This is a genomic window from Psychrobacter sp. ANT206, from assembly GCF_056880555.1.
The window spans coordinates 1540380-1561961 of sequence record NZ_CP096271.1 but is presented as its reverse complement, the minus strand read 5'-3'; the positions used below and the strand labels follow the sequence as shown (position 1 = coordinate 1561961).

The 21582-nt window shown below is 43.1% G+C and carries 18 protein-coding genes; 14 read left to right on the top strand and 4 right to left on the bottom strand.

What is annotated here, in order from left to right; genetic code table 11:
- Positions 1-4: 4 nt before the first annotated feature.
- The 3 genes from M0221_RS06520 to M0221_RS06510 all read left to right on the top strand — a co-directional run bounded on the left by M0221_RS06520 (position 5) and on the right by M0221_RS06510 (position 2498).
- Positions 5-667 carry a hypothetical protein gene (locus M0221_RS06520; protein ID WP_483283303.1) on the top strand — a complete coding sequence of 221 codons (663 nt, stop codon included), beginning with the start codon at positions 5-7 and terminating at the stop codon, positions 665-667.
- Positions 668-1019: 352 nt separating this feature from the next.
- Positions 1020-1982 carry an acyltransferase gene (locus M0221_RS06515; protein WP_020443514.1) on the top strand — a complete coding sequence of 321 codons (963 nt, stop codon included), beginning with the start codon at positions 1020-1022 and terminating at the stop codon, positions 1980-1982.
- Between the two features lie 174 nt (positions 1983-2156).
- On the top strand, positions 2157-2498 hold the full coding sequence (locus tag M0221_RS06510) for a DUF3817 domain-containing protein (RefSeq protein ID WP_483284763.1): 342 nt from the start codon (positions 2157-2159) through the stop codon (positions 2496-2498).
- Positions 2499-2517: 19 nt separating this feature from the next.
- On the opposite strand, the gene M0221_RS06505 is transcribed toward M0221_RS06510, so the two are convergent.
- Positions 2518-3558: a hypothetical protein gene (locus M0221_RS06505; protein ID WP_483283302.1), complete on the bottom strand. Its 1041-nt coding sequence runs from the start codon at positions 3556-3558 to the stop codon at positions 2518-2520.
- A 225-nt stretch (positions 3559-3783) separates the two neighbouring features.
- Here M0221_RS06505 and M0221_RS06500 point away from each other — a divergent pair, with 225 nt between their 5' ends.
- The 8 genes from M0221_RS06500 to prpF all read left to right on the top strand — a co-directional run bounded on the left by M0221_RS06500 (position 3784) and on the right by prpF (position 13930).
- Positions 3784-4809 (top strand): LysR family transcriptional regulator, encoded by a 1026-nt coding sequence (locus M0221_RS06500; protein WP_483283301.1) that lies wholly within the window; start codon positions 3784-3786, stop codon positions 4807-4809.
- Positions 4810-5103: 294 nt separating this feature from the next.
- Positions 5104-6390 (top strand): NRAMP family divalent metal transporter, encoded by a 1287-nt coding sequence (locus M0221_RS06495; protein ID WP_483283300.1) that lies wholly within the window; start codon positions 5104-5106, stop codon positions 6388-6390.
- 372 nt (positions 6391-6762) lie between these two features.
- The gene (prpB, locus tag M0221_RS06490; protein ID WP_133104352.1) at positions 6763-7653 is read left to right on the top strand and encodes a methylisocitrate lyase; all 891 of its coding nucleotides are present in this window, start codon (positions 6763-6765) and stop codon (positions 7651-7653) included.
- Between the two features lie 115 nt (positions 7654-7768).
- On the top strand, positions 7769-8896 hold the full coding sequence (gene prpC / locus M0221_RS06485) for a bifunctional 2-methylcitrate synthase/citrate synthase (protein WP_011513643.1): 1128 nt from the start codon (positions 7769-7771) through the stop codon (positions 8894-8896).
- Positions 8897-9145: 249 nt separating this feature from the next.
- Positions 9146-11779: a Fe/S-dependent 2-methylisocitrate dehydratase AcnD gene (acnD, locus tag M0221_RS06480; RefSeq protein ID WP_483284762.1), complete on the top strand. Its 2634-nt coding sequence runs from the start codon at positions 9146-9148 to the stop codon at positions 11777-11779.
- Between the two features lie 206 nt (positions 11780-11985).
- Positions 11986-12300 (top strand): type II toxin-antitoxin system Phd/YefM family antitoxin, encoded by a 315-nt coding sequence (locus M0221_RS06475; RefSeq protein WP_483283299.1) that lies wholly within the window; start codon positions 11986-11988, stop codon positions 12298-12300.
- A gap of 35 nt (positions 12301-12335) precedes the next feature.
- A complete protein-coding gene (locus tag M0221_RS06470; RefSeq protein WP_037025847.1) occupies positions 12336-12596 on the top strand; it encodes a Txe/YoeB family addiction module toxin in 261 nt (86 codons plus the stop codon).
- A 146-nt stretch (positions 12597-12742) separates the two neighbouring features.
- Positions 12743-13930, top strand: a complete 1188-nt coding sequence (gene prpF, locus M0221_RS06465) for a 2-methylaconitate cis-trans isomerase PrpF (protein ID WP_483284761.1) — start codon at positions 12743-12745, stop codon at positions 13928-13930.
- On the opposite strand, the gene M0221_RS06460 is transcribed toward prpF, so the two are convergent.
- On the bottom strand, positions 13927-14391 hold the full coding sequence (locus tag M0221_RS06460; protein WP_483283298.1) for a DMT family transporter: 465 nt from the start codon (positions 14389-14391) through the stop codon (positions 13927-13929). The two genes, prpF and M0221_RS06460, sit on opposite strands and share 4 nt — an antisense overlap.
- Before the next feature lie 115 nt (positions 14392-14506).
- Here M0221_RS06460 and M0221_RS06455 point away from each other — a divergent pair, with 115 nt between their 5' ends.
- From M0221_RS06455 to M0221_RS06445, 3 genes are all read left to right on the top strand, one after another.
- A complete protein-coding gene (locus M0221_RS06455) occupies positions 14507-16360 on the top strand; it encodes an ABC transporter ATP-binding protein (RefSeq protein ID WP_483283297.1) in 1854 nt (617 codons plus the stop codon).
- An 83-nt stretch (positions 16361-16443) separates the two neighbouring features.
- On the top strand, positions 16444-17034 hold the full coding sequence (locus M0221_RS06450) for a GNAT family N-acetyltransferase (protein ID WP_339663728.1): 591 nt from the start codon (positions 16444-16446) through the stop codon (positions 17032-17034).
- Positions 17035-17175: 141 nt separating this feature from the next.
- Positions 17176-18678: a bifunctional 2-methylcitrate dehydratase/aconitate hydratase gene (locus M0221_RS06445; RefSeq protein ID WP_483283296.1), complete on the top strand. Its 1503-nt coding sequence runs from the start codon at positions 17176-17178 to the stop codon at positions 18676-18678.
- 47 nt (positions 18679-18725) lie between these two features.
- On the opposite strand, the gene M0221_RS06440 is transcribed toward M0221_RS06445, so the two are convergent.
- The gene (locus tag M0221_RS06440) at positions 18726-19517 is read right to left on the bottom strand and encodes an SDR family oxidoreductase (RefSeq protein WP_483283295.1); all 792 of its coding nucleotides are present in this window, start codon (positions 19515-19517) and stop codon (positions 18726-18728) included.
- Between the two features lie 254 nt (positions 19518-19771).
- On the bottom strand, positions 19772-21253 hold the full coding sequence (locus M0221_RS06435) for a nucleobase:cation symporter-2 family protein (RefSeq protein ID WP_011513633.1): 1482 nt from the start codon (positions 21251-21253) through the stop codon (positions 19772-19774).
- Between the last annotated feature and the right edge of the window lie 329 nt (positions 21254-21582).

Genomic DNA, 21582 nt, shown 5'->3' with positions numbered 1-21582 from the left:
AATCATGTCTGACAAGTCTACTAATAACGATAACATTAAAAATGCCTTAGAGTCTCTTGAGAGTGCAGCGACAACGCCTTCAAATGATGCGGTAACAGGCGTAGAAGTAGTAAAAGGTGATACTGTCGTTTATGAAGACGGTGATTTTGAAGATTACAATGCTGACAAAGACTATGAGGTTGATGAAGAAACTAAGTCCGGCAAGGATGATGAGTCCAATAAAGACGATCAAGATGACAATTCTGTCAAAGAAGATAAGCACAGTACGACGATAGCGAACATCTATCAATGGGCTTCTAAGCTCAAAGATGACTTTATTTCTGACAAAAAAGAAGCGAAATCTGACGAAGAGGATAAGTCTGATTCTGAAAATGAAGACAAGCATGAGGACAAGCATAGTGCGACGATAGCTAATATCTATCAATGGGCTGCTAAGCTTAAAGACGATTTTACGTCTGAAGCTTCTAATATGACGCTTGACGTTTCTGAAAAAGCGGTTGCTATTATGCTTAACAGACTTTTGGATGCCAAAACTGCCGAGTTAGAAGCTTTTGATAAGAAAGTGGCAGACTCTGAAGAATCGGTAGACAATGCAGAAGAAGAGCGTAGTAAGATTGCTGAGAAAAAAGACAAATACCAAGGTATGATTGACCAGCTACAAGGCTGATTGGTAATTTGAGTAATTGGTACTTTTAGTGATTGGTCTTATTGATCCAGTGTTAAGTATTTAGCACTGGATTTTTTATTGTTTTTGGCTTGTCGTGAGCTCAGGAGTGTTCGTTTCGATCATCGACTGTAAACCCTCTAAATATTAACGATAAATTGTAAACCTAGTTTGATATAAAAATAAATCAAATACGATTGACGTCTATTTGCTATCAGCTACTAAGTATTATATCCACGACTAACGGTGAAATGTAAAGCCAAACCAATTACGTAAACACGCCTATCGATTTCTGCTAGTATTATGCCACTACGTTACTAACCACTTATAATATGTAAGGTTAAGAGGATTTAACATGCGATTCAAATCATTCGTTCAAAAACTACATGAACGCAATCCTAAACTTGGCAAAATCGCTTCGCTGACCACAGCAACAGGCGTTATTACTTTTAATAGTATGTTAGCAGGTCCCCCTGTATGGATTATGGGTGCAGCCAAAGCTGTTACTGGTGCAGCGATTGCTGATAAAGCGGTCATTGATGTGACCAATTATTGGATTAACAGCAATAACGCGATGATCGATAACATTCTGCCGGATAAAGACTGGCGTATCAGCCTACCTGACGATATCCATACCAAGGGCAAGTATTTACTGGTAAGTAATCACCAATCATGGGTTGATACCAGTATCGTGCAATATATTAGTGAAAAGCGTTTGCCCTTGACGCGATTTTTTACCAAGTTTGAACTGATATATATTCCAGTCATTGGTCAAGCTTTCTATTTTCTCGATTTTCCAATGATGCGTCGACATTCTAAAGAGGCGATTGCGAAAAATCCTGCCTTAAAAGGCAAAGATATCGAAGAAGCAAAACGCGCTTGTGCATTGCTAAAAGACAAGCCTTTTACACTGTTAAATTATCTAGAAGGCACACGTTTTACCACCGTAAAACGGGATAAGCAGCAATCGCCCTATACGCATTTGCTTAAACCAAGAGCGGGCGGTTTGTCACTAGCGATTAGTGCGCTTGGCGAAGATATCGATGGTATTTTAGATATGACCATCGTCTATCCTGATGGTGTGCCGACATATGGCGACTTATGGAAAGGCAATATCAAGCGTCTGGGCGTCGATGTCAGACATATTAAGATGCCTGATGACTTATTTGCCAGTGTTCAAAATGGCGGTTATGAGACTGATGAGGCGATAAAAGCAGAAATGTTTGATTGGGTTGAGCAAGTTTGGCAGCAAAAAGATCAGCTCATTACTAAGATGCTTGCGGAATTTGAAAGTAAGCCCCCTGCCCTTGATGTTTAGCTTGCAAGCTTTTTAACTTAATCTGTTTTATTTGCACATATATTGACCGTTCTATTGGTTTTTCGCTAAAGGCAATAATAGCAACCTACGGCTGCTATTATTGCTTACCTCGTTAAACGACCATACCTTATATGTCGATGACAAAAGGAAAATACAGTGCCACAGGCTCAGCCAATGTTTGAACCCGCCCCTAATCTTACAACAGAACAAAATACAGCATTAAAAACGCTTACGATGATAGGTTATCTAGAAGGCACCTCGTTTTTACTGTTGCTCTGCATCGCTATGCCACTAAAGTATATGATGGACATTTCAGAAGGGGTAAAATATATCGGTATGGCTCACGGCGGCTTATTCATCGCCTATATTGTTGTACTCATGGGCACAGCCATCAAGATAAAAATGCCTATATGGGCGCTTCCTGCTGGCGTGCTTGGCTCGTTCTTACCATTTGGTCCGTTCATATTTGACCATTGGTTAAAAAAGAGCCTAAAGAAAAGCAAGAAAGTTATTTAAGACAAGAGTTTTTATGACGCTAATCATTGGTTTCACGATATAGCGTGTTTTGTGACTCTTCTCTAAAATCTTCGTATGTGATGGCAGGCTTTGATGTTGACGTACTAGCAGCTGTCTCATTATTATTCATTGCGTTCGTTTCAGGCTTGGCTATTGATGATTTGGCAGGGTCAGAGTCACTGGGCACTTCAATGACAGCAGGTGGCGTATTAGCCTCTACCACAACATTTTTCTCAGTGGTGTTCATTTCAGTGTCAGTAGCTGTTTGTTTGGTGACCGGGCTTGTCTGAGTCGCGTTTTCATTAATAGGCGTGCCAGCTTCATTTAACGCTGTAGACGTAGTGCCGGCAGACAAGAAACCAGTCGCAATTAACGTGAATACAGCACCAGAAATCATGAGTGAGCCAAGCACCATACCTATAATAAGTGGCTTTTTACTACTCTTCTGCGTTTGTATTGATTTTACCGCTTTCTTTTTTTTCGATTTTTTGAGGGGTAAGGTTATCAAAGATGCAGTGCTGATAGGTTCATCAATATAAGCGCTATCATTTACCTCAGTATCTTCATTTTTAACTGTAGAAGCTGCGTTATCAGTCACCTCTGTTGTCATTAAAAGGTGTATAACCTTCTCATCTTCATCAGAGAAGTCTAAGCTTACCGATGTGCTCGCGTTATCAGATATCTGTAACCCTGCTGTATTTTCCACACTATCTTGCTCTTGGCTGCCAAATAACTCTAGTTCTGCTGCACTTAGTGGCTCATAGGATGACAGCTTGTCAGCGTTTTTGAGCGGTTGTAATATGTGCGGCTGAACAGAACTGTCCAATAGACTTGCACTAAGACCAACATCAGTCTCATCATAAGCATCAGTGGTGACAGTTGGCTCGCTCTCATTTTCTGTATTTTCAATAGTACTTTCAATAGTTTCTACGCTTTCAACACGAGTGATATAACGCTCATAGATATTATGTTTACGATTACGCAGTCGTGGCTTCGTATTAGCGATTTTTGCTAAGTTTGCCTCTAAATCGGCGCTTTGCTTGTCTTTTTTGTCGCTCATGAAGTGATACCAAACCAGTTTATGCCACGAAACCGTAGATGACTGCTAGAATGAAGGGAAAAGTTTTTTAGTTTGCTAAAGTGTAACGCTATCGTTAATAAACAATATAGAGTGTCAACTCAGATGCTTCAAGCATAATTTTATAGTTTTGCTGTTATTGATATAAAATACAGTAGTATCCGCTTCATCAATCGACATGATATTACAGATAAATGAGCATAAAACATGGATTTAAAGCAGCTCAATGCGTTTATTGCCGTTGCCGAGCTTCGGAGCTTTAGTGCAGCCGCTACCAAAATCGGATTGTCACAGCCCAGTTTAAGCCGTTTACTCAAGCAACTTGAGACAGACATGGGCGTGATGTTGGTTGATCGTTATCATAGACCGCTACATTTAACAGAAGCTGGCACGTTCTTTTACGATAAAATCAGTACCATACTGACAGAAGTCGATACGGTTGTTGGTATGACCCAGCGCTTATCTGCCCCTAGCAGCGCATTAAATATCGGTTTTGTACCCTCTATACTGTATGGGTTGCTACCTGAGATTATCGCCAGACTGAAGCAGTCCAATCCTGAGATTGACGTCAACCTAAAGGACATCAGCTCCTATCAGCAAATGGATGCGCTCAAATCTGGTGACATCGATATTGGTTTTGGACGCTTTGCCCATCAAGACCCATGGATACAGCAAATACTGTTACGCCACGAGCGCTATGTCGTTGCCCTCCCCAAAGCCCATCCGCTTGCCAATGTGCGCGAACAACGCTTGATCGATTTGGCCAATAACCGCCTGATTCTCTATCATCAAACCCACTTACCTGTATCTACAATGCCAGAAACGGCATCAAGCACAGGGACTCCTAAAACCTTGGGGCAGAATAAGAAAAATAATACGAGCCATCATCAAGCCTCTACTGTTGAGCAGATAACAGAGCCTTTACTATATTTATTTGCACAGTACGGTATCTCTCCATTTATGACCACCACCGTCAGTGACTTGCAAGTGGCACTCGGGTTAGTAGCGGCGGGCGAAGGCATCACCTTGGTACCTGCCAGCTTAAAGACAGTGCGTACGGAGCAGATCAGCTATCAGCGCCTCATTCACGAAAACGTCACCTCACCTATTTATCTGCATACACTTAAGGATTTTGTGCATCCTCATATTCCTGACTTATTGCGTGCGACTTATCATGTCTATGAACAGCGCGGCATTACTTACCGCCGGCAAAAATTTGAATCTCAGCGCTAAATTATCAGATATTGAGTCATAATTGTGGTATAAAGAAGCCCGAAAAAATAGCCATTGATAAATCTTGATATTTACATTTAATTATGCTAACTATCAGGAATGGCTATGCAAAAAATAAGTAATAATTATATAAATAATCATTCTACTAAACCAGATTGGTGTGCTAAAGTCGATACAAGACAAATCGTTTTAAGAAACAGTACTCATAAACAGTATTAAGCGATGCGCTCATGATCATTGGCAAACTGACACAGGTAAGTGATGATTTGCCGTTTTAACCATTTCGAGGTAAGCATGACCACACAACCACTCAATAACCCAAGTGCCACAGGCGATACTCTCTCCGCGCAGCAAGAAGGCTTTAGCTGGCGAATCTTTGGTCCCGGTATTCTGATGGCGACTGCTGCTATTGGCGGCTCGCATCTGATTTCATCGACACAGGCTGGCGCGTTATATGGCTGGCAGCTGGCGATTATGATTATATTAGCCAACGTCTTTAAGTATCCGTTCTTCCGGTTTGCCACCGATTATGTCTATGACACTGGCGAGAGCTTAATCGCAGGCTATGCCAAACGCTCAAAAGCCTATCTCTGGATTTATTTTATCCTATCTATTTTATCGGCGGTGATTAGTACGGGGGCTGTGACATTGCTTGCGGCAGTGATATTGGGCTTTATGCTGCCCGCATCTGTAGGACTATCAAGTATTGCCTTAGCTGTCATCATCGTTGCTGTATGTTGGTTTTTTCTGATTGCTGGTCATTATAAATTGCTTGACGGCGTGACTAAGTGGATTATGATTGCGCTCGTATCCGCAACCGTGTTAGCGGTGATGATTGCTGCTGGTAAGCCGACGGTTATGGTGGCGGATTTTATCCCTGCCTCTCCTTGGAACTTGGCGACTTTAGGGTTTATTGTGGCTCTTATGGGTTGGATGCCAGCACCACTTGAGTTCGCTGCCATCACCTCGATGTGGACGTCAGCCAAGAGAAAAGCGGACAATACCACTCACCGTCAGGGCTTACTGGATTTTAATGTCGGTTTCTTAGTTTCCGCTATTTTAGCCTTGTTCTTTTTAGCGTTAGGCGTTTTCGTACAATACGGCTCAGGTCAAGAGATTCAAACCGCAGGTGTCGCTTATATTGATCAGCTTATCAATATGTATACCGCCACTATCGGTGAATGGTCAAGACTACTGGTCGCCTTTGTCGCCTTTATGTGTATGTTTGGCACCACTATTACCTGTGCGGATGGCTATGGACGTGCCAACGCCGAATGCTGGCGCTTACTAAAAGGTGAAGACGAGATTAATAAAAAGCAAATCGCCTTTTGGACCACCTATGCTATCGGTGGCGGTCTTTTGATTATCAGCTTCTTTGCCGGACAATTAGGCGCTATGCTGAAGTTTGCGATGATATCCGCCTTTATATCCGCGCCTATCTTTGGTTGGTTAAACTATTCGCTAGTGAAAAACCATAAAAAGCTATCAGCCGGTATGAACGCCTATTCGATTGCAGGGCTTGTATTCTTAGGTGGCTTTACCTTGTTATTCCTAGCTAGCCTTGCAGGTATTATTGGTTAAAAATAAAGGTTAGCCAATCTAGCTAATAATAGACTTGATAGAGTAAAAGCCCTTTTAGCAAGACTAAGAGGGCTTTTTTGTGGACAACGATAAAACGCTTATAGATATAATTGTAACCAGATGTAAATATTTAATTAGGAGAAATGCAGCGTTTGATACGTTATGAATACTAATAGATCTAAACCTCTAGTTATTGGATAGCACTATGCATTAATTAAATAGTATTAATAAAATTAATTTTTTAATTTAATTTATATTAACAGTTGAATGAAAATCCCGCTTTGCAGTCCTGAATAATTGGTTATAATCAAGCACAACGATTGAATCGCGAATGATAACGACAAGATCTTCCCTCCACGTAAGGACCACGACATGACCCTATCAGCTGGCGCTCGCTTTCGCAGTGCAATGAAACAAAAAAATGATAATAATCAACCGCTACAGATTGCTGGCGCGATTAACGCTTATACAGCAATGATGGCAACTCAAGTTGGTCATCAAGCCTTATATCTCTCTGGTGCTGGCGTGGCCAATGCCTCATTTGGCTTGCCAGATTTGGGTATGACTAGCCTTGATAACGTCTTAGAAGATGCGCGCCGTATTACCGATGCGGTTGATACGCCATTATTGGTTGATATTGACACCGGTTTTGGTGGTGCATTTAATATTGCTCAAACCATTCGTAAAATGGAAAAAGCTGGTGTGGCTGCGGTTCATATCGAAGACCAAGTGGCGCAAAAGCGTTGTGGTCATCGTCCAAATAAAGAAATTGTTAGTATCTCAGAAATGGTTGATCGCCTAAAAGCGGCACTTGATGCCAAGACGGACAAAGATTTTGTGGTGATGGCACGTACCGACGCCCTATCTGTCGAAGGTCTTGATGCAGCGGTTGAGCGCGCAGTTGCCTTTCAAGAAGCCGGTGCTGATATGATTTTTGCAGAAGCACTAACGGATATTGAGATGTACCGTAAGTTTACCGACGTGCTTGATATTCCAGTCCTAGCTAATATGACCGAATTTGGTCAGACCGATCTATATACCACCGAGCAGTTATACGCGGTGGGTGTCGATATGGTGCTTTATCCGTTGTCAGCCTTCCGTGCGATGAACAAAGCGGCATTAAACGTATATCAGCATCTATTGACTGATGGCACGCAAGACAAAGTTGTTGACACGATGCAAACCCGTATGGAGCTGTATGACTTCTTAAACTATCATGAGTTTGAACAAACGCTAGACAAATTATTTGCTGATAATAAGTAGTCTTAGCGGTTAAAAGCGTTGGTTTTTCTATCAATGAGGATGTCAACGCAGTATTTGATATTTGCAGTACCTTTATATTTTATCCAACACAAGCTACCAACAAAAGGAATTTACTATGGCAGCACAGAAAGAACTTTCGGGCGCAGGTCTTCGTGGTCAAGTAGCAGGTAAGACGGCTCTATCTACCGTTGGTAAATCAGGCTCAGGTCTGACTTATCGTGGTTATGATGTCTCAGAGCTAGCTGACAAATGCATCTTTGAAGAAGTCGCTTATATGTTGCTATACGGCAACTTACCTACCCAAAGCGAGCTTGATGCTTATCAAACTAAATTGAAAGGTTTACGTGGCTTACCACAAGCATTAAAAGATGTGCTTGAGCGTATTCCTGCAGATGCCCATCCGATGGACGTATTACGTACTGGTTGCTCGATGCTTGGTAACCTTGAGATGGAAACTGACTTCTCACAAGAAAATGATAAAACGGATCGTATGCTGGCGGTTTTCCCATCAATCATCAATTACTGGTATCGCTTTACCCACGACAATGTGCGTATCGAAACTGAAACCGACGATGATACGATTGGCGGTCATTTCTTACATCTGCTTAAAGGTGAAAAACCAAACGAGCTACATACTAAGGTAATGAACGTCTCACTGATTCTTTATGCAGAGCACGAGTTTAACGCCTCAACCTTTACCGCTCGCGTCTGTGCCTCTACCCTGTCTGACATTCATTCTTGTATCACTGGCGCGATTGGCTCATTACGCGGTCACTTGCATGGCGGCGCCAACGAAGCGGCGATGGATATGATTGAAGGATTTACCTCTCCTGATCAAGCAGAGTCTGAGATGATGGCAATGCTAGCGCGTAAAGATAAGATTATGGGCTTTGGTCATGCTATCTATAGCGAATCAGATCCACGTAATGTCGTGATTAAAGGTTGGGCTGAAAAACTGGCAGCGGATGTTGGTGATGAAGTGCTATATCCAGTATCAGTACGCTGTGAAGAAGTCATGTGGCGTGAGAAAAAACTCTTCTGTAACGCTGATTTCTTCCATGCCTCTGCCTATCACTTTATGGGCATTCCAACCAAACTGTTCACGCCAATCTTTGTTTGCTCACGTTTAACAGGCTGGGCAGCACACGTGTTTGAGCAACGTGCGAACAACCGTATCATTCGCCCAAGTGCTGAATATACTGGCGAAGAGCTGCGCCCAGTACCAGAGATGAGCGCGCGTTAATCCATATGTATTTACTATCTCGCATAAATACTTATGCGAGATAGCCGGCTTAACTGCTAGACATATACAACAATTTAGCAGTTAAACCTTTTCTTAATAACCTCACTGTCTTTTTAAGCATATTTTTTTAGCAAAGCCCTTTTCTAACGTCTCATTTCACTGATGATTTTGCTAAAAGAATGACTATTTTTTGAATTTAAACCAGCCAACAGCTAAAGGTGACTTATGGACAACGCCCTTGTACAACCGATGAATGAACCCTTTAAAAAGCCATTACCTGACACAGATTTGTATTACTTTGATACCCGTGAAGCAATCGAAAACATCGAAGCTGGCGCGTATGACAAGCTACCGTTCTGCTCAAAAGTACTGTGTGAAAACTTGGTACGCCGCTGCCCACCAGAAGATTTAACCGCAGCGCTCAAGCAACATATCGAAGGCAAGCAAGATTTAGATTTTCCTTGGTACCCTGCTCGCGTCGTTTGTCATGATATCCTAGGTCAGACTGCGTTTGTTGATTTGGCTGGTCTACGTGACGCCATCGCTGAGCAAGGCGGTGACCCATCAAAAGTGAATCCAATCGTCCCAACGCAATTGATTGTTGACCATTCATTGGCCGTTGAACATGCAGGCTTTGAAGAAAATGCTTTTGAAAAAAACCGCGCTATCGAAGAGCGCCGTAACGATGACCGTTTCCACTTTATTAACTGGTGTCAGTATGCCTTTGATAACGTCAACGTCGTACCGCCCGGTAACGGCATCATGCACCAAATTAACTTAGAAAAAATGTCGCCGGTTGTACAAGTGGTACAAAATAAAGCCGGTGAACAAGTGGCGTTTGCCGATACCTTGGTCGGTACCGATAGTCATACGCCGATGGTTGATGCTTTAGGCGTTATCTCAATCGGTGTTGGCGGGCTTGAAGCGGAAAGCGTCATGCTAGGCAACCCGTCTTATATGCGTCTCCCTGATTACGTTGGCGTCAAGCTAACTGGTAAATTGCAAAGAGGCATTACTGGTACCGATTTGGTATTGGCGATGACTGAATTCTTACGTGATGCAGGCGTGGTATCTACTTATATTGAATTCTTCGGTGAAGGTGCTCGCCAATTAAGCGTCGGTGACCGTGCATCTATCTCAAACATGACCCCAGAATATGGCGCAACCGCAGCGATGTTCTATATCGATGAGCAAACCATCGATTATTTACGATTAACCGGTCGTAGCGAAGCGCAAATTAAACTGGTTGAGCAGTACGCCAAACAAACGGGTCTATGGGCTGATGGCATGGAAAAAGCTGAGTACGCACGTGTGCTTGAGTTTGATTTATCGGCTGTTGTCCGTAACATGGCAGGCCCTTCACGTCCGCATGCTCGTGTATCCACCACAGATTTGGTTGCTAAAGGTATTGCTCATGGCGAAGGTGATAAATTACCTGAACCAAAAGATGGTCTGATGCCAGATGGTGCGGTGATTATCGCCGCAATTACCAGCTGTACCAATACGTCTAATCCTCGCAACATGGTTGCTGCGGGTCTTGTCGCCCGTAATGCCAATGCAAAAGGCTTATTGCGTAAGCCTTGGGTAAAATCGTCTTTAGCACCCGGCTCAAAAACGGTAAAAATGTACCTAGAAGAAGCCGGTCTGATGCCAGAGCTACAAGAAATCGGCTTTGACGTGGTTGGCTTTGCTTGTACCACTTGTAATGGTATGAGTGGCGCGCTTGATCCTGATATCGAAAAAGAAATCATCGATAACGATCTGTTCACCACTGCGGTATTATCGGGCAATCGTAACTTTGATGGTCGTATCCACCCATATGCCAAGCAAGCATTCTTAGCATCACCGCCACTGGTCATCGCTTATGCTATCGCCGGTAACATTCGCTTTGATATTGAAAAAGACTCATTGGGTAAAGACCAACATGGCAATGACGTTTATCTAAAAGACATCTGGTTTGATGATGATGAAGTCGATGCTATTGTCGCTGCTGCCGTGAAGCCTGAGCAGTTCAATGCCGTGTATATCCCGATGTTTGATGAAGCCAAAAAAGATACGGGTAAAGCATTAAGCCCACTTTATAACTGGCGCGAGCAGACCACTTATATTCGTCGTCCACCCTATTGGGAAGGCAAAATGGCAGCGATGAATAAGCTAAAAGGTATGCGTCCATTAGCGGTATTAGGTGACAATATTACCACTGACCATTTATCACCGTCTAATGCGATTTTGGGTGACTCAGCAGCTGGCGAGTACCTTGATACCATGGGTCTGCCAAGCGAGGACTATAACTCTTATGCGACCCATCGCGGTGACCATTTAACCGCGCAGCGTGCGACATTTGCTAACCCTAAGCTGTTGAATGAAATGGTACGTGATGAGCAAAGTGAAGTAATACAAGGTTCGCTTGCTAGGGTTGAACCACAAGGTCAAGTCATGCGCATGTGGGAAGCAATCGAAACCTATATGAACCGTGAACAGCCGCTGATCATTATCGCAGGTGACGGCTATGGTCAAGGATCAAGCCGCGATTGGGCTGCCAAAGGTGTGCGTTTAGCAGGAGTTGAGGTGGTGGTCGCTGAAGATTTCGAACGTATTCATCGTCAAAACTTGGTTGGTATGGGTGCGCTACCTTTGCAGTTTGAAAAAGGTACAACTCGGAACACACTAAATATAGATGGTACGGAAGTCTTTGATGTCACAGGCGAAGTTTCTGCTGGCGGCATGATGACGCTGGTGATTAACCGTGCTGATGGCAGCACGACTGAAACCCCTATCATTTGCCGTTTAGATACCGCTGATGAGGTTAAAATGTATAACGCAGGCGGGATGCTACAGCGCTTTGCCAAAGAGTTTATCGATGGCACGCTAGATATTGTTTAAGCGTTTGAGTGTTAAATAAACAAAGAGCCGATGTTGTATAAATTATACGGCATCGGTTTTTATTTGCTTTTGCATTTTATACACTAAGCCTTCTTACTTATACCTAAGTATTAGATAGTAGCTAAATATTGAGTTTACTTAATTAATAGCGTAATATGTACTATATATTGTACAAGTTATGGAGTATGTCGTGAGAGGAGTAAACCATGAGAGTCATTAGTTTTTCAGAAGCCAGAAAGCACTTAAAGTCCGTCCTAGATACGGTAAACGATGATGCCAACGCCACTATCGTGACCCGTCGTGACGCTGATGATGCGGTTGTAATGTCGCTTGATTATTACAATAGCCTGATGGAAACCGTCTATCTATTAAAATCTCCTGCCAATGCGGCGCACTTAGCGGAATCTATTGCCCAATATAAAGCTGGCAAGACTGTTACGCGTGAGCTAATTGATACGGCAGAAGACAATAATAGCAGCGATGACAATGAGCATACGGATAGCGACGTTGAGAATGCTTGAACTCAAAGGCTTTAATCAATCCAAAGGGTCTGATAATGAGTGAGCAACTAGCATGGACAGATGCTGCGTGGAAAGACTATTTGTACTGGCAAACGCAAGACAAAAAAACACTCAAACGTATTAACAAACTCATCACCGAATGTAAGCGTAATCCGTTTGAAGGCATTGGCAAACCTGAACCCCTAAAAGAAAATCTATCCGGATTTTGGTCAAGACGCATCGATGATGCCAATCGGTTGGTATATGCCGTCGATGATAACTATCTGACTATTATCTCTTGTCGCTATCATTATTAACGAGCGTTCTTAGTCGTTCGTGTTTACTTGATGACGCCGCCATACCCAATCTTATAACAATACAAAAAGGACTTAATACAGTGGCCCAAACCAATTCTAAATCAAAACCCTCTTTCGCCCCCCAATTATCCGTCCCAGCCACCTATATGCGCGGCGGTACCTCTAAAGGCACGTTTTTTAAACTGTCTGATTTACCTGAGCGTTGCCAAGTTGCTGGTGAATCACGTGATCAATTTTTGCTACGTGTCATCGGTAGCCCAGATCCTTACGGTAAGCAAATCGATGGATTAGGTAATGGCAGCTCTAGCACGTCAAAAACGGTTATTTTATCGGTTTCTGATAAATCAGATCATGATGTGAATTATCTGTTCGGACAAGTCAATATCGCAAAGCCTATGATTGATTGGGCGGGTAACTGTGGCAACTTAACCGCTGCAGTTGGCGCCTGCGCCATTAATATGGGTTTGGTCGATGCTGACAAGATTACTAACAGCCTCGAAGACAACGCAGATAGCGGTATATGTGAAGTACGCATTTGGCAAGAGAATATCGGTAAAACCATTATCGCCCACGTGCCTGTGTATCAAGATGAGCAAGGCAAGGTACAAGTGCAAGAAACCGGTGACTTTGAATTAGACGGTGTGACCTTCCCAGCCGCTGAAGTAAAAATTGAGTTCATCGATCCAGTTGATTCATCTAGTGACATGTTCCCGACAAACAATCTAATCGATGACTTCGATGTCTCAGGCTGCGATTTAAATGCCGATAGTGTCAAAGCTACCTTTATTAGCGCGGGTATCCCGACTATCTTCATGAAAGCAGAAGATTTAGGCTTCACAGGTACTGAATTGCAAGGCGACATCAATAGCGATGGTGAGCTACTTGCCAAGCTTGAGAAAATCCGTGCCACAGGCGGTGTGGCGATGGGATTATTTAAAGACGTTTCTGAAGCACAGACCAGCCAGCACATTCCAAAAATTGCTTGGGTAGCTCCTGCGCAAAGTTACAGCGCCTCAAGTGGCAAAGCAGTTGAGGCAACTGATATCGACTTAGTTGTACGCGCGATGAGTATGGGACAATTGCATCATGCGATGATGGGCACAGCAGCGGTCGCCATAGCAGCGGCAGCGACTACGCAAGGTACGCTCGTTAATCAAGCAGCAGGCGGTAGCGAATTAGGTGAAGTTCGTTTTGGTCACCCCTCTGGCACATTGCTCGTAGGCGGAAAAACCGAACTGATCGATGGACGCTGGCAAGCCAAAAAAGTCTCGATGAGTCGCTCAGCACGTCGTATCATGATAGGTGACGTTTTTGTACCAGCGGATGCTTTTTAACCGTTTACTTTACTCTCTCCATATATCATTAACATCCCGCCTATAGTGACTAAGGCTAAACCAGAAATTTTATAGCTATCTATTGTTTTAACCTCTAAGCCAAATAAGCCAGTTTGGCTTAGAATCAAGGCAAAATACATTTGCCCTAGAAAAACCCATAGCAATGTATTACCTGCGCCTATTTTTGGCGCGGCAATAAACATAAACAAGATATAAAAGCTGCCCAAAAATCCTGGTAACCACATCCACCATGTCGCATTTTCAATTATTGGCGGCTTGATACCACCACTCATCATATAGGACAGCACTAGAGAAGCCAATGCACCTCCTAAGTATAAATAAAAGGTAGATTGGATCTGCGAGGCTTGCGTACTTTCTCGAAAAGCATTGACAATAGCCAGCTGGAGCGGAACAATGGCACCGCCTAACAGGCTAATCAAGATATAAGGAATCATTTTCAAATGGTGTCCACCAAAAGAGAACAAAGAATGGCTCTATATAATACCAAACTTTATTTTAATAATTTTAATATAAATATGATTTAGTAAAATATTAAAATCCATGAGCTAAATTTTTATGCCAACCCGTCCCCAGTCACGCCATGTGCAGTTAGATAAAAAGCCGCCGGTCGAGAAAAAAGAACGGCGGGCGCTGTTGTGGGATATTCTAAAAAAACTGGCGGTATTTGCCGCGCCTTACAAAACCTTAATTATCGCTACGCTAATCTTAACGGTGCTTGGCTCCTTTACCGCGCAAGTTAATGCCTTTGTGTTGCGCTATGCCGTTGATACCTTGACCGAAATCGCTACCCTTGCCGATCCATGGGAAGCTGGCGTGCGCATGCTGACCATTATCAGTGCGGTGCTCTTGACCAAAGAGATATTGTCGATATTTATCTCTTTTGGACAGCGCTTCTTTGGTGAAAAGATTCGTATCAACTTGTCTCGTGACTTGTCCCAAAAAATCATTGAACGCATCTTAACCTACCGCATGGCATTTTATACCAGTAGCGAAAACGACAGCGGTAAATTACAAACCCGTATTGATTATGGCGTTAGTAGCTTAACCAGTTTAGTGCAAAACTTCTTTATCGATATGCTACCGCTGTTTGCCAGTGCGATCGTCTCACTCATTATCATGTTTTCGACCAACTTTTGGATAGGCTTGGTTGGTCTGATTATCATCCCGATTTACTTTTTTATCAGCCAAAAACAAGCGAGGCGGTTGCAAGGTTTTCGTCGTCAAATGCGCGGCTTTAGAGAAGCCAAAAGCGGGATGGTTATATCGCTGATTAATTCTATCAGTGTCGTAAAATCGTTTGTCCGCGAGTCTATCGAGGCGGAGAAGCATTTACAGATTCAAAAAGACATGACCGATAATCAGCTGCGTATTCGTAGCATTGGTTTTATTTATGATGCAGTAAAGACCTTTATTGAGCAAATCGGCGTGGTGGTGATTATTTTACTGACCGCCTACTTTGTATTAAAAGGTCAAATGACCATTGGCATGATTTTATTCCACGTCATGCTGTTTCAAAACGTCGCCGCTCCTATCCGTCAATTACATCGTATTTATGACCAAATCAACAATGCCTTAACCTATGCCGAAGGATTTTTTGAGATTTTAGAAGATGAAAGCCAAGTTGAGCACATCACTGGCAGGAGCAGTAAAGATTTAAAAGGTCTCATTGAACTTAAAAACGTTTATTTTACTTATCCCAATGGCACACAAGCGCTAAAAGATGTCAGCTTTACCATCAAACCCAATCGTATTACTGCACTGGTGGGCCTCTCCGGTGCAGGAAAGAGCACCATTATTAGCTTATTGGTAAAATTTTACGCGCCAGATAGCGGCACAATATGTTTAGATGAGCATAATTTAGCCGACTGTGATACTCATGAGTTGCGTCAAAATATCGGGCTGGTACTACAAAGCAATCATATATTTTCCGGTACGATTGGCGAAAATATCCGTTATGGTGATATGAGTGCTAGTGACGATGATATTGTGATTGCAGCAAAAAAAGCCTCTATTCATGAGCAAATCATGTCGTTATCCAAAGGCTATGAGAGTACCGCAAAATCCCTATCAGGTGGGCAGCAGCAACGTATTGCGCTGGCAAGGATGTTCTTAAAGGATCCGCCTATTGTGTTTTTGGATGAACCAACGGCCAGCCTAGACGCTATTGCCAGTCAACAGGTCAAAAAAAGCTTAGATCTTATTAAGAAAGACCGTACTGTGATTATGGTGTCGCACAATATTGCCCAAATCATTGATGCCGATGACTTAGTAGTGATAGAAGATGGGCGTGTGGTCGAGACCGGCACCCATGAAGAGCTTTACCATAAAGGCGGCAAGTATTTTGAAATATTCAGCGCCATGTCAGATAGCCTGAACTTAGATAAAATCAGTCAAACCTTGAATAGTTAATGCGGTACGAAATCGTTATAATGCTCACTCTTTGCTGCATCCTATTTTTGATCATCCTTTAAATCGTTAGAAGCTGTGTGATTATGACTTGTGAAATTTCGATAAAAACCTTTGATGAATTAACCTCCGTTGATCTGTATCATATTTTAAAAGCGCGCTCGCAAGTGTTTGTGGTTGAGCAAAATTGCCCTTATCAAGATATGGATGAGGTCGATTTTGATTGCTTACATCTGGTCGCGCATCAAAACGAGCAGCTGATTGGTTATTGCCGCATTATTCCGCCTGTTTTTAACAGCAAAAAATCCGCCGTTACTCCGTCAGGTCCTATTCCATCGATTGGTAGAGTGCTGGTGTTGGCGGCACATCGCGGTGATGGTGTCGCCCGTCAAATGATGCTAGAGGCTATCAAATATTGCCGTAAAAAATACGGTAAAAAACCTATCATCATCTCAGCCCAGACTTATCTACTAAACTTTTACCAATCTCTTGGGTTTATCCCTGAAGGCGAGCATTATCTTGAAGACGGTATTGAGCATGTCATTATGGTGCTACCTATTATTAAAAAGGTCAAAGTAAAAAGAGAAAGCTCAGGTACGACAAGCAGTATTCTTAGCTTTTTGCTATTGATATTAGCAGTGTTGTTTATTATTGGTTTGCTGTATTTGATGGTCTAAAGTTTTTTCCACTCAAGGCAGGTCTTACACTACTTCACTGTGGTTCGATTGTGAGTATGCTATTTTTGATAGCAGGTTTATTGATTCGTAATAGGATTGATAAGTCACTTATATATCTGACTCAAGGAAGAGGTAACGATTATGTCTACTGTGGAAAGCAATGTACGACCGGAGTATGATAGCGAGATTGAAAAAATCGCCGACTATGTACTCAATTACTCTATAGATAACGACTCACCCAATAGCGCTGATGCTTGGAATACCGCTCGCTACTGCCTGATGGATACGCTTGGCTGCGGACTACTGGCATTACGTTTCCCTGAATGTACCAAGCATTTAGGTCCTGATTGCGCCGATCAAATCACCCCTAATGGCGCGCGTGTCCCCGGCACTTCCTATCGCCTAGACCCTATTAAAGCTGCCTTTGATATAGGCTGTATCGTGCGCTGGCTTGATTATAATGATACATGGCTCGCTGCCGAATGGGGTCACCCCTCTGACAATTTAGGGGCGATTTTGGCAGTAGCAGATTATATCAGCCAGCAAAACGTCAGTCAGGGGCATGCACCTCTTATTATGAAAGAAGTGCTAGAAGCCATGATTATGGCGCATGAGATTCAAGGAGTGTTGGCATTAGACAACTCCTTTAATCGTGTGGGTCTTGATCATGTATTTTTAGTGAAGTTGGCGTCGACCGCTGTTGTTGCCAAACTTTATAAACTGCCCCATGAGCGTATCATGGCTGCCATCTCTCAAGCTATCGTCGATGGTCAAGCGCTACGTACCTATCGTCATGCACCCAATGCTGGTAGTCGCAAGTCATGGGCTGCAGGTGATGCGACCAGTCGCGCCGTACGTTTAGTCGATATCACGCGCCGCGGCGAGATGGGTATTCCATCTGCATTGACAGCGCCGCAATGGGGCTTTTATGATGTGCTGTTTAGCCATACTAATAAGGATTTGGCGCTTAAGCCTGAAAACGAGCGGTGCTTTACCTTCCAGCGCGAGTTTGGCAGCTATGTGATGGAGAATGTCTTATTTAAGATAAGCTTCCCTGCCGAGTTCCATGCGCAAACTGCTTGTGAGGCTGCCGTTATCTTGCATCCACGTATCGATGACCGCATGGAAGAGATTGAAAAAATCATCCTAACGACTCATGAGTCTGCTATTCGGATCATCTCAAAGGAAGGGACGCTGGCCAATCCTGCTGATCGCGATCATTGTTTGCAATATATGGTCGCAGTGGCTTTACTCACCGGTGATTTGATGGCTGAAAACTATGAAGATGATTATCATGCCGAGCATCATATTTTGATTGATGGTCTGCGTCATAAGATGGTCGTTGAAGAAGATGCTGGTTATTCAAAAGACTATCATGATCCAAGCAAGCGCTCGATTGCCAATGCCATTCAGGTGTTTTTTAAAGATGGCAGTAGTACCGATAAGGTAGCGATTGAATACCCTATCGGTCATAAACGCCGCCGTACTGAAGGTTTGCCAATATTGGAGGCAAAGTTCCGTGCCAGTCTTGCGACACGGTTTATCGACAGTCGCTGTACAGAGATTTTTGCATTGTGTAGCGACCAACAGCGTTTAGAGCAGACACCAGTAAACGAATTTATGGATTTATTTGTCACCTATTGATCGCCTTAACTCGTCAATTTCTAATGAAATAAGGCTCATTCTAAAACCTACCACGGTATAGATTCCCCTGCCCAATCCACAAAACTCCCTGATTGGGCAGCACCCATCTTACTGAGTACCTCAAGCAAGCATTCAGCACTATAGGCTGGCGAAAATAACTGCCCGTCAGCTACGTTGCCCTGAAACGGAGCTGATAGCTGGGTGTTGACAGTGCCGGGCTGCATTACTACCACGCAGACGTTTTTAAGCGAGCGACTCCACTCGATACTCAGATTTTTCATACCCATATTGAGTGCCGCCTTACTCATACGGTAGCTGTACCAACCGCCGAGTTGATTGTCACTGATACTACCTACCCTTGCCGATATCGTCGCAAAAATCGCCGGCTTATCTACACTTCGTTCAGCTTGCGCCAATAGCGGCTTGATGTGCTTGGCAATGAGCAAGCTTGCCAAAGCATTAACCTGCATATTCTGTAAAAAAAACTCACTTTCAATCTGTTGTAGTGATTTTTCTGGCTGACGCATTTTGGTATGCAGCAATCCAGCACAGTTAATCACCCAATCTATATGTGTCGTTTGCTGCTTAATCGCATCAGCTGCTTGTTTGATACTTTGCTCGTCACAGATATCCATCGCTATCCAATACAGATTTTCTGCTTCAAAATCAGGCACGCTTTTATGGTATGTGGCAAAGACACGGATGTCAGTATTGGTGTGCATATCATTATTCGTAAGGGTGCTGGCGTGTTCATTGGCGGCAGTGTGGACCAATTGTTCAACCATGGCTTTACCGATACCGCCTGTACCACCAATGATAAAATAATTTTTAGTATTCATAAGGCGTTCATCCTTGTGAGTATTTATAGGGGTTATAACGCAATATTAAAACTACTTCTACTATATTGATTCAATGTAAACCTATTTACCATAGGGGGAGTGTGTCACTTATCTTGAACGCTGATCATGTGATGAATTTTTGCAGTATTATTATTTTGATAATATAGGTTATACAAAAAAAGCTGCCATAACAGGCAGCCTTTTATACGTTTGCTTTCAATTGTCTAGCTTTTTCTAGCCTCTGATTTTAGCTTCTAGTGATGCGCTGGTTCTTTTGATATAGGTATCTCTTTACCGTCGCAATCAAACAATTTGCCTTCAGTAAAATAATCACCTTCATATAGATCAATCATCACTACAGGACGTACCGAGCGGTCTTCTGTACCAGCAACAAATACGGATTGTTGGTCTGAATTACCTACTTTTAAGTGGTTAAACAACAAGTTTAGGGCAATGGCCATGATGGCAGCAGAGCTGATACCTGAATGGAAAATCGTTGCAAACCAGTCTGGAAATTGATCATAAAATGCTGGCGCGGCAATCGGTAGCATACCAAAACCGATGGAGGTCGCAACGATGATTAGATTCATATTATTGGTGTAGCTGACTTGCGCAAGCGTACGAATACCACTGGCTGCAACCGTACCAAACAATACGATACCGGCGCCGCCAAGTACGGCGGTAGGAACGGTAGCGATAACACGACCCATAATCGGCATCAAGCCCAAAATAACCAAAATAATACCGGCATAAGCGACTACAAAACGGCTTTTAACACCCGTTACGGCAACTAGACCTACGTTTTGTGCGAAAGCACTTTGAGTAAATGAGCCAAATATAGGGGCAATCATACTGGCTGCCATATCAGCTCGTAGTCCATTACCCAAACGTTTTGAATCGATATCTGTCTCAATGATATCACCAACCGCCAAAATATCTGCTGACGTTTCAACCAAAATAACCAATACCACGATAAACATAGAGATAATTGCCGCAATCTCAAAGGTCGGCATACCAAAATGGAACGGTGATGGGAAAGCAAAAATAGAGCCTGTCGTAATACCAGAGAAATCAACCAAGCCTAATGCCCAAGCAGCAAAAGTACCAATGACCATCGCTAATAGAATCGATAAGCGACTGATCGCAGCATTACCAAGCTTGCTTAGTAATAACACCATCGCTAGCGTGAAGCCAGCAAGACCAATATTGGTCATACTACCAAAAGTAGGTAAGTTACTGTTACCGCCCATTGCCCAGCGGGCAGCGACTGGCATCAAGGTCAAACCAATAGTAGTAATGACGGTGCCAGTCACTAATGGCGGGAAGAATTTGATAATTTGGGAGAAAATAGGCGTGATCAAAAAGCCCAAAGCAGAGGCGGCAATGACAGCACCAAACACAGAAGGTAGTCCGCCCCCCGTTGTCACAATCGCAACCACGGTTGCCACACTCGCAAACGATACACCTTGTACGAGTGGCAGCTGACAGCCAAAGAATGGCACACCAATCGTTTGCAATAAAGTCGCAAGACCACCGATAAATAATGAGGCGGCAATTAACAAGCCAATTTCAGCGGGTAATAATCCAGCTGCCTGTCCCACAATTAATGGAACCGCAATAATACCACCGTACATGGTCAATACGTGTTGAAAGCCATAAGCAATATTGGCGCCAATACCCAAGTTTTCATCTTCTGGGCGGGCAACTGCCGATTGAGAAGTAGATTTAATATCCATATTAAATAGCCGTCCTTCGTGTTCTGTTGTTGATATGTTCTAGGCTTGTTCTTCGACAACTCCTAGAATGTGACTCAAGATTGTTATAAAACCAAATACTCTACCTATCATTGCTAAAAAGGCGTATCGCCCTTTTATTCATCAATCTTTATTATTGGTCAGCTATAACGCCACTTTTGTTTATAGTGACAGATAGCGCTGTGTATAATCTGAATTTGACATTAGAATAGGGATGAATATTTGATAAAACATTTAAATCAGGATTCTAATGTGTTTTTAGCATACCGCTTATTTATAATAACTGCCAGTTATTATTGACCATATGGTCA

Coding starts and splice junctions, on each gene's coding strand:
- M0221_RS06505 (WP_483283302.1), bottom strand. CDS start 3,558: ATGAGCGACAAAAAAGACAAGCAAAGCGCCGATTTAGAGGCAAACTTA.
- M0221_RS06510 (WP_483284763.1), top strand. CDS start 2,157: ATGTTTGAACCCGCCCCTAATCTTACAACAGAACAAAATACAGCATTA.
- M0221_RS06445 (WP_483283296.1), top strand. CDS start 17,176: ATGTCTACTGTGGAAAGCAATGTACGACCGGAGTATGATAGCGAGATT.
- acnD (WP_483284762.1), top strand. CDS start 9,146: ATGAATGAACCCTTTAAAAAGCCATTACCTGACACAGATTTGTATTAC.
- M0221_RS06455 (WP_483283297.1), top strand. CDS start 14,507: ATGCCAACCCGTCCCCAGTCACGCCATGTGCAGTTAGATAAAAAGCCG.
- M0221_RS06495 (WP_483283300.1), top strand. CDS start 5,104: ATGACCACACAACCACTCAATAACCCAAGTGCCACAGGCGATACTCTC.
- M0221_RS06435 (WP_011513633.1), bottom strand. CDS start 21,253: ATGGATATTAAATCTACTTCTCAATCGGCAGTTGCCCGCCCAGAAGAT.
- M0221_RS06520 (WP_483283303.1), top strand. CDS start 5: ATGTCTGACAAGTCTACTAATAACGATAACATTAAAAATGCCTTAGAG.
- M0221_RS06515 (WP_020443514.1), top strand. CDS start 1,020: ATGCGATTCAAATCATTCGTTCAAAAACTACATGAACGCAATCCTAAA.
- M0221_RS06500 (WP_483283301.1), top strand. CDS start 3,784: ATGGATTTAAAGCAGCTCAATGCGTTTATTGCCGTTGCCGAGCTTCGG.
- M0221_RS06450 (WP_339663728.1), top strand. CDS start 16,444: ATGACTTGTGAAATTTCGATAAAAACCTTTGATGAATTAACCTCCGTT.
- M0221_RS06470 (WP_037025847.1), top strand. CDS start 12,336: ATGAGTGAGCAACTAGCATGGACAGATGCTGCGTGGAAAGACTATTTG.
- prpC (WP_011513643.1), top strand. CDS start 7,769: ATGGCAGCACAGAAAGAACTTTCGGGCGCAGGTCTTCGTGGTCAAGTA.
- prpF (WP_483284761.1), top strand. CDS start 12,743: ATGCGCGGCGGTACCTCTAAAGGCACGTTTTTTAAACTGTCTGATTTA.
- M0221_RS06475 (WP_483283299.1), top strand. CDS start 11,986: ATGAGAGTCATTAGTTTTTCAGAAGCCAGAAAGCACTTAAAGTCCGTC.
- prpB (WP_133104352.1), top strand. CDS start 6,763: ATGACCCTATCAGCTGGCGCTCGCTTTCGCAGTGCAATGAAACAAAAA.
- M0221_RS06440 (WP_483283295.1), bottom strand. CDS start 19,517: ATGAATACTAAAAATTATTTTATCATTGGTGGTACAGGCGGTATCGGT.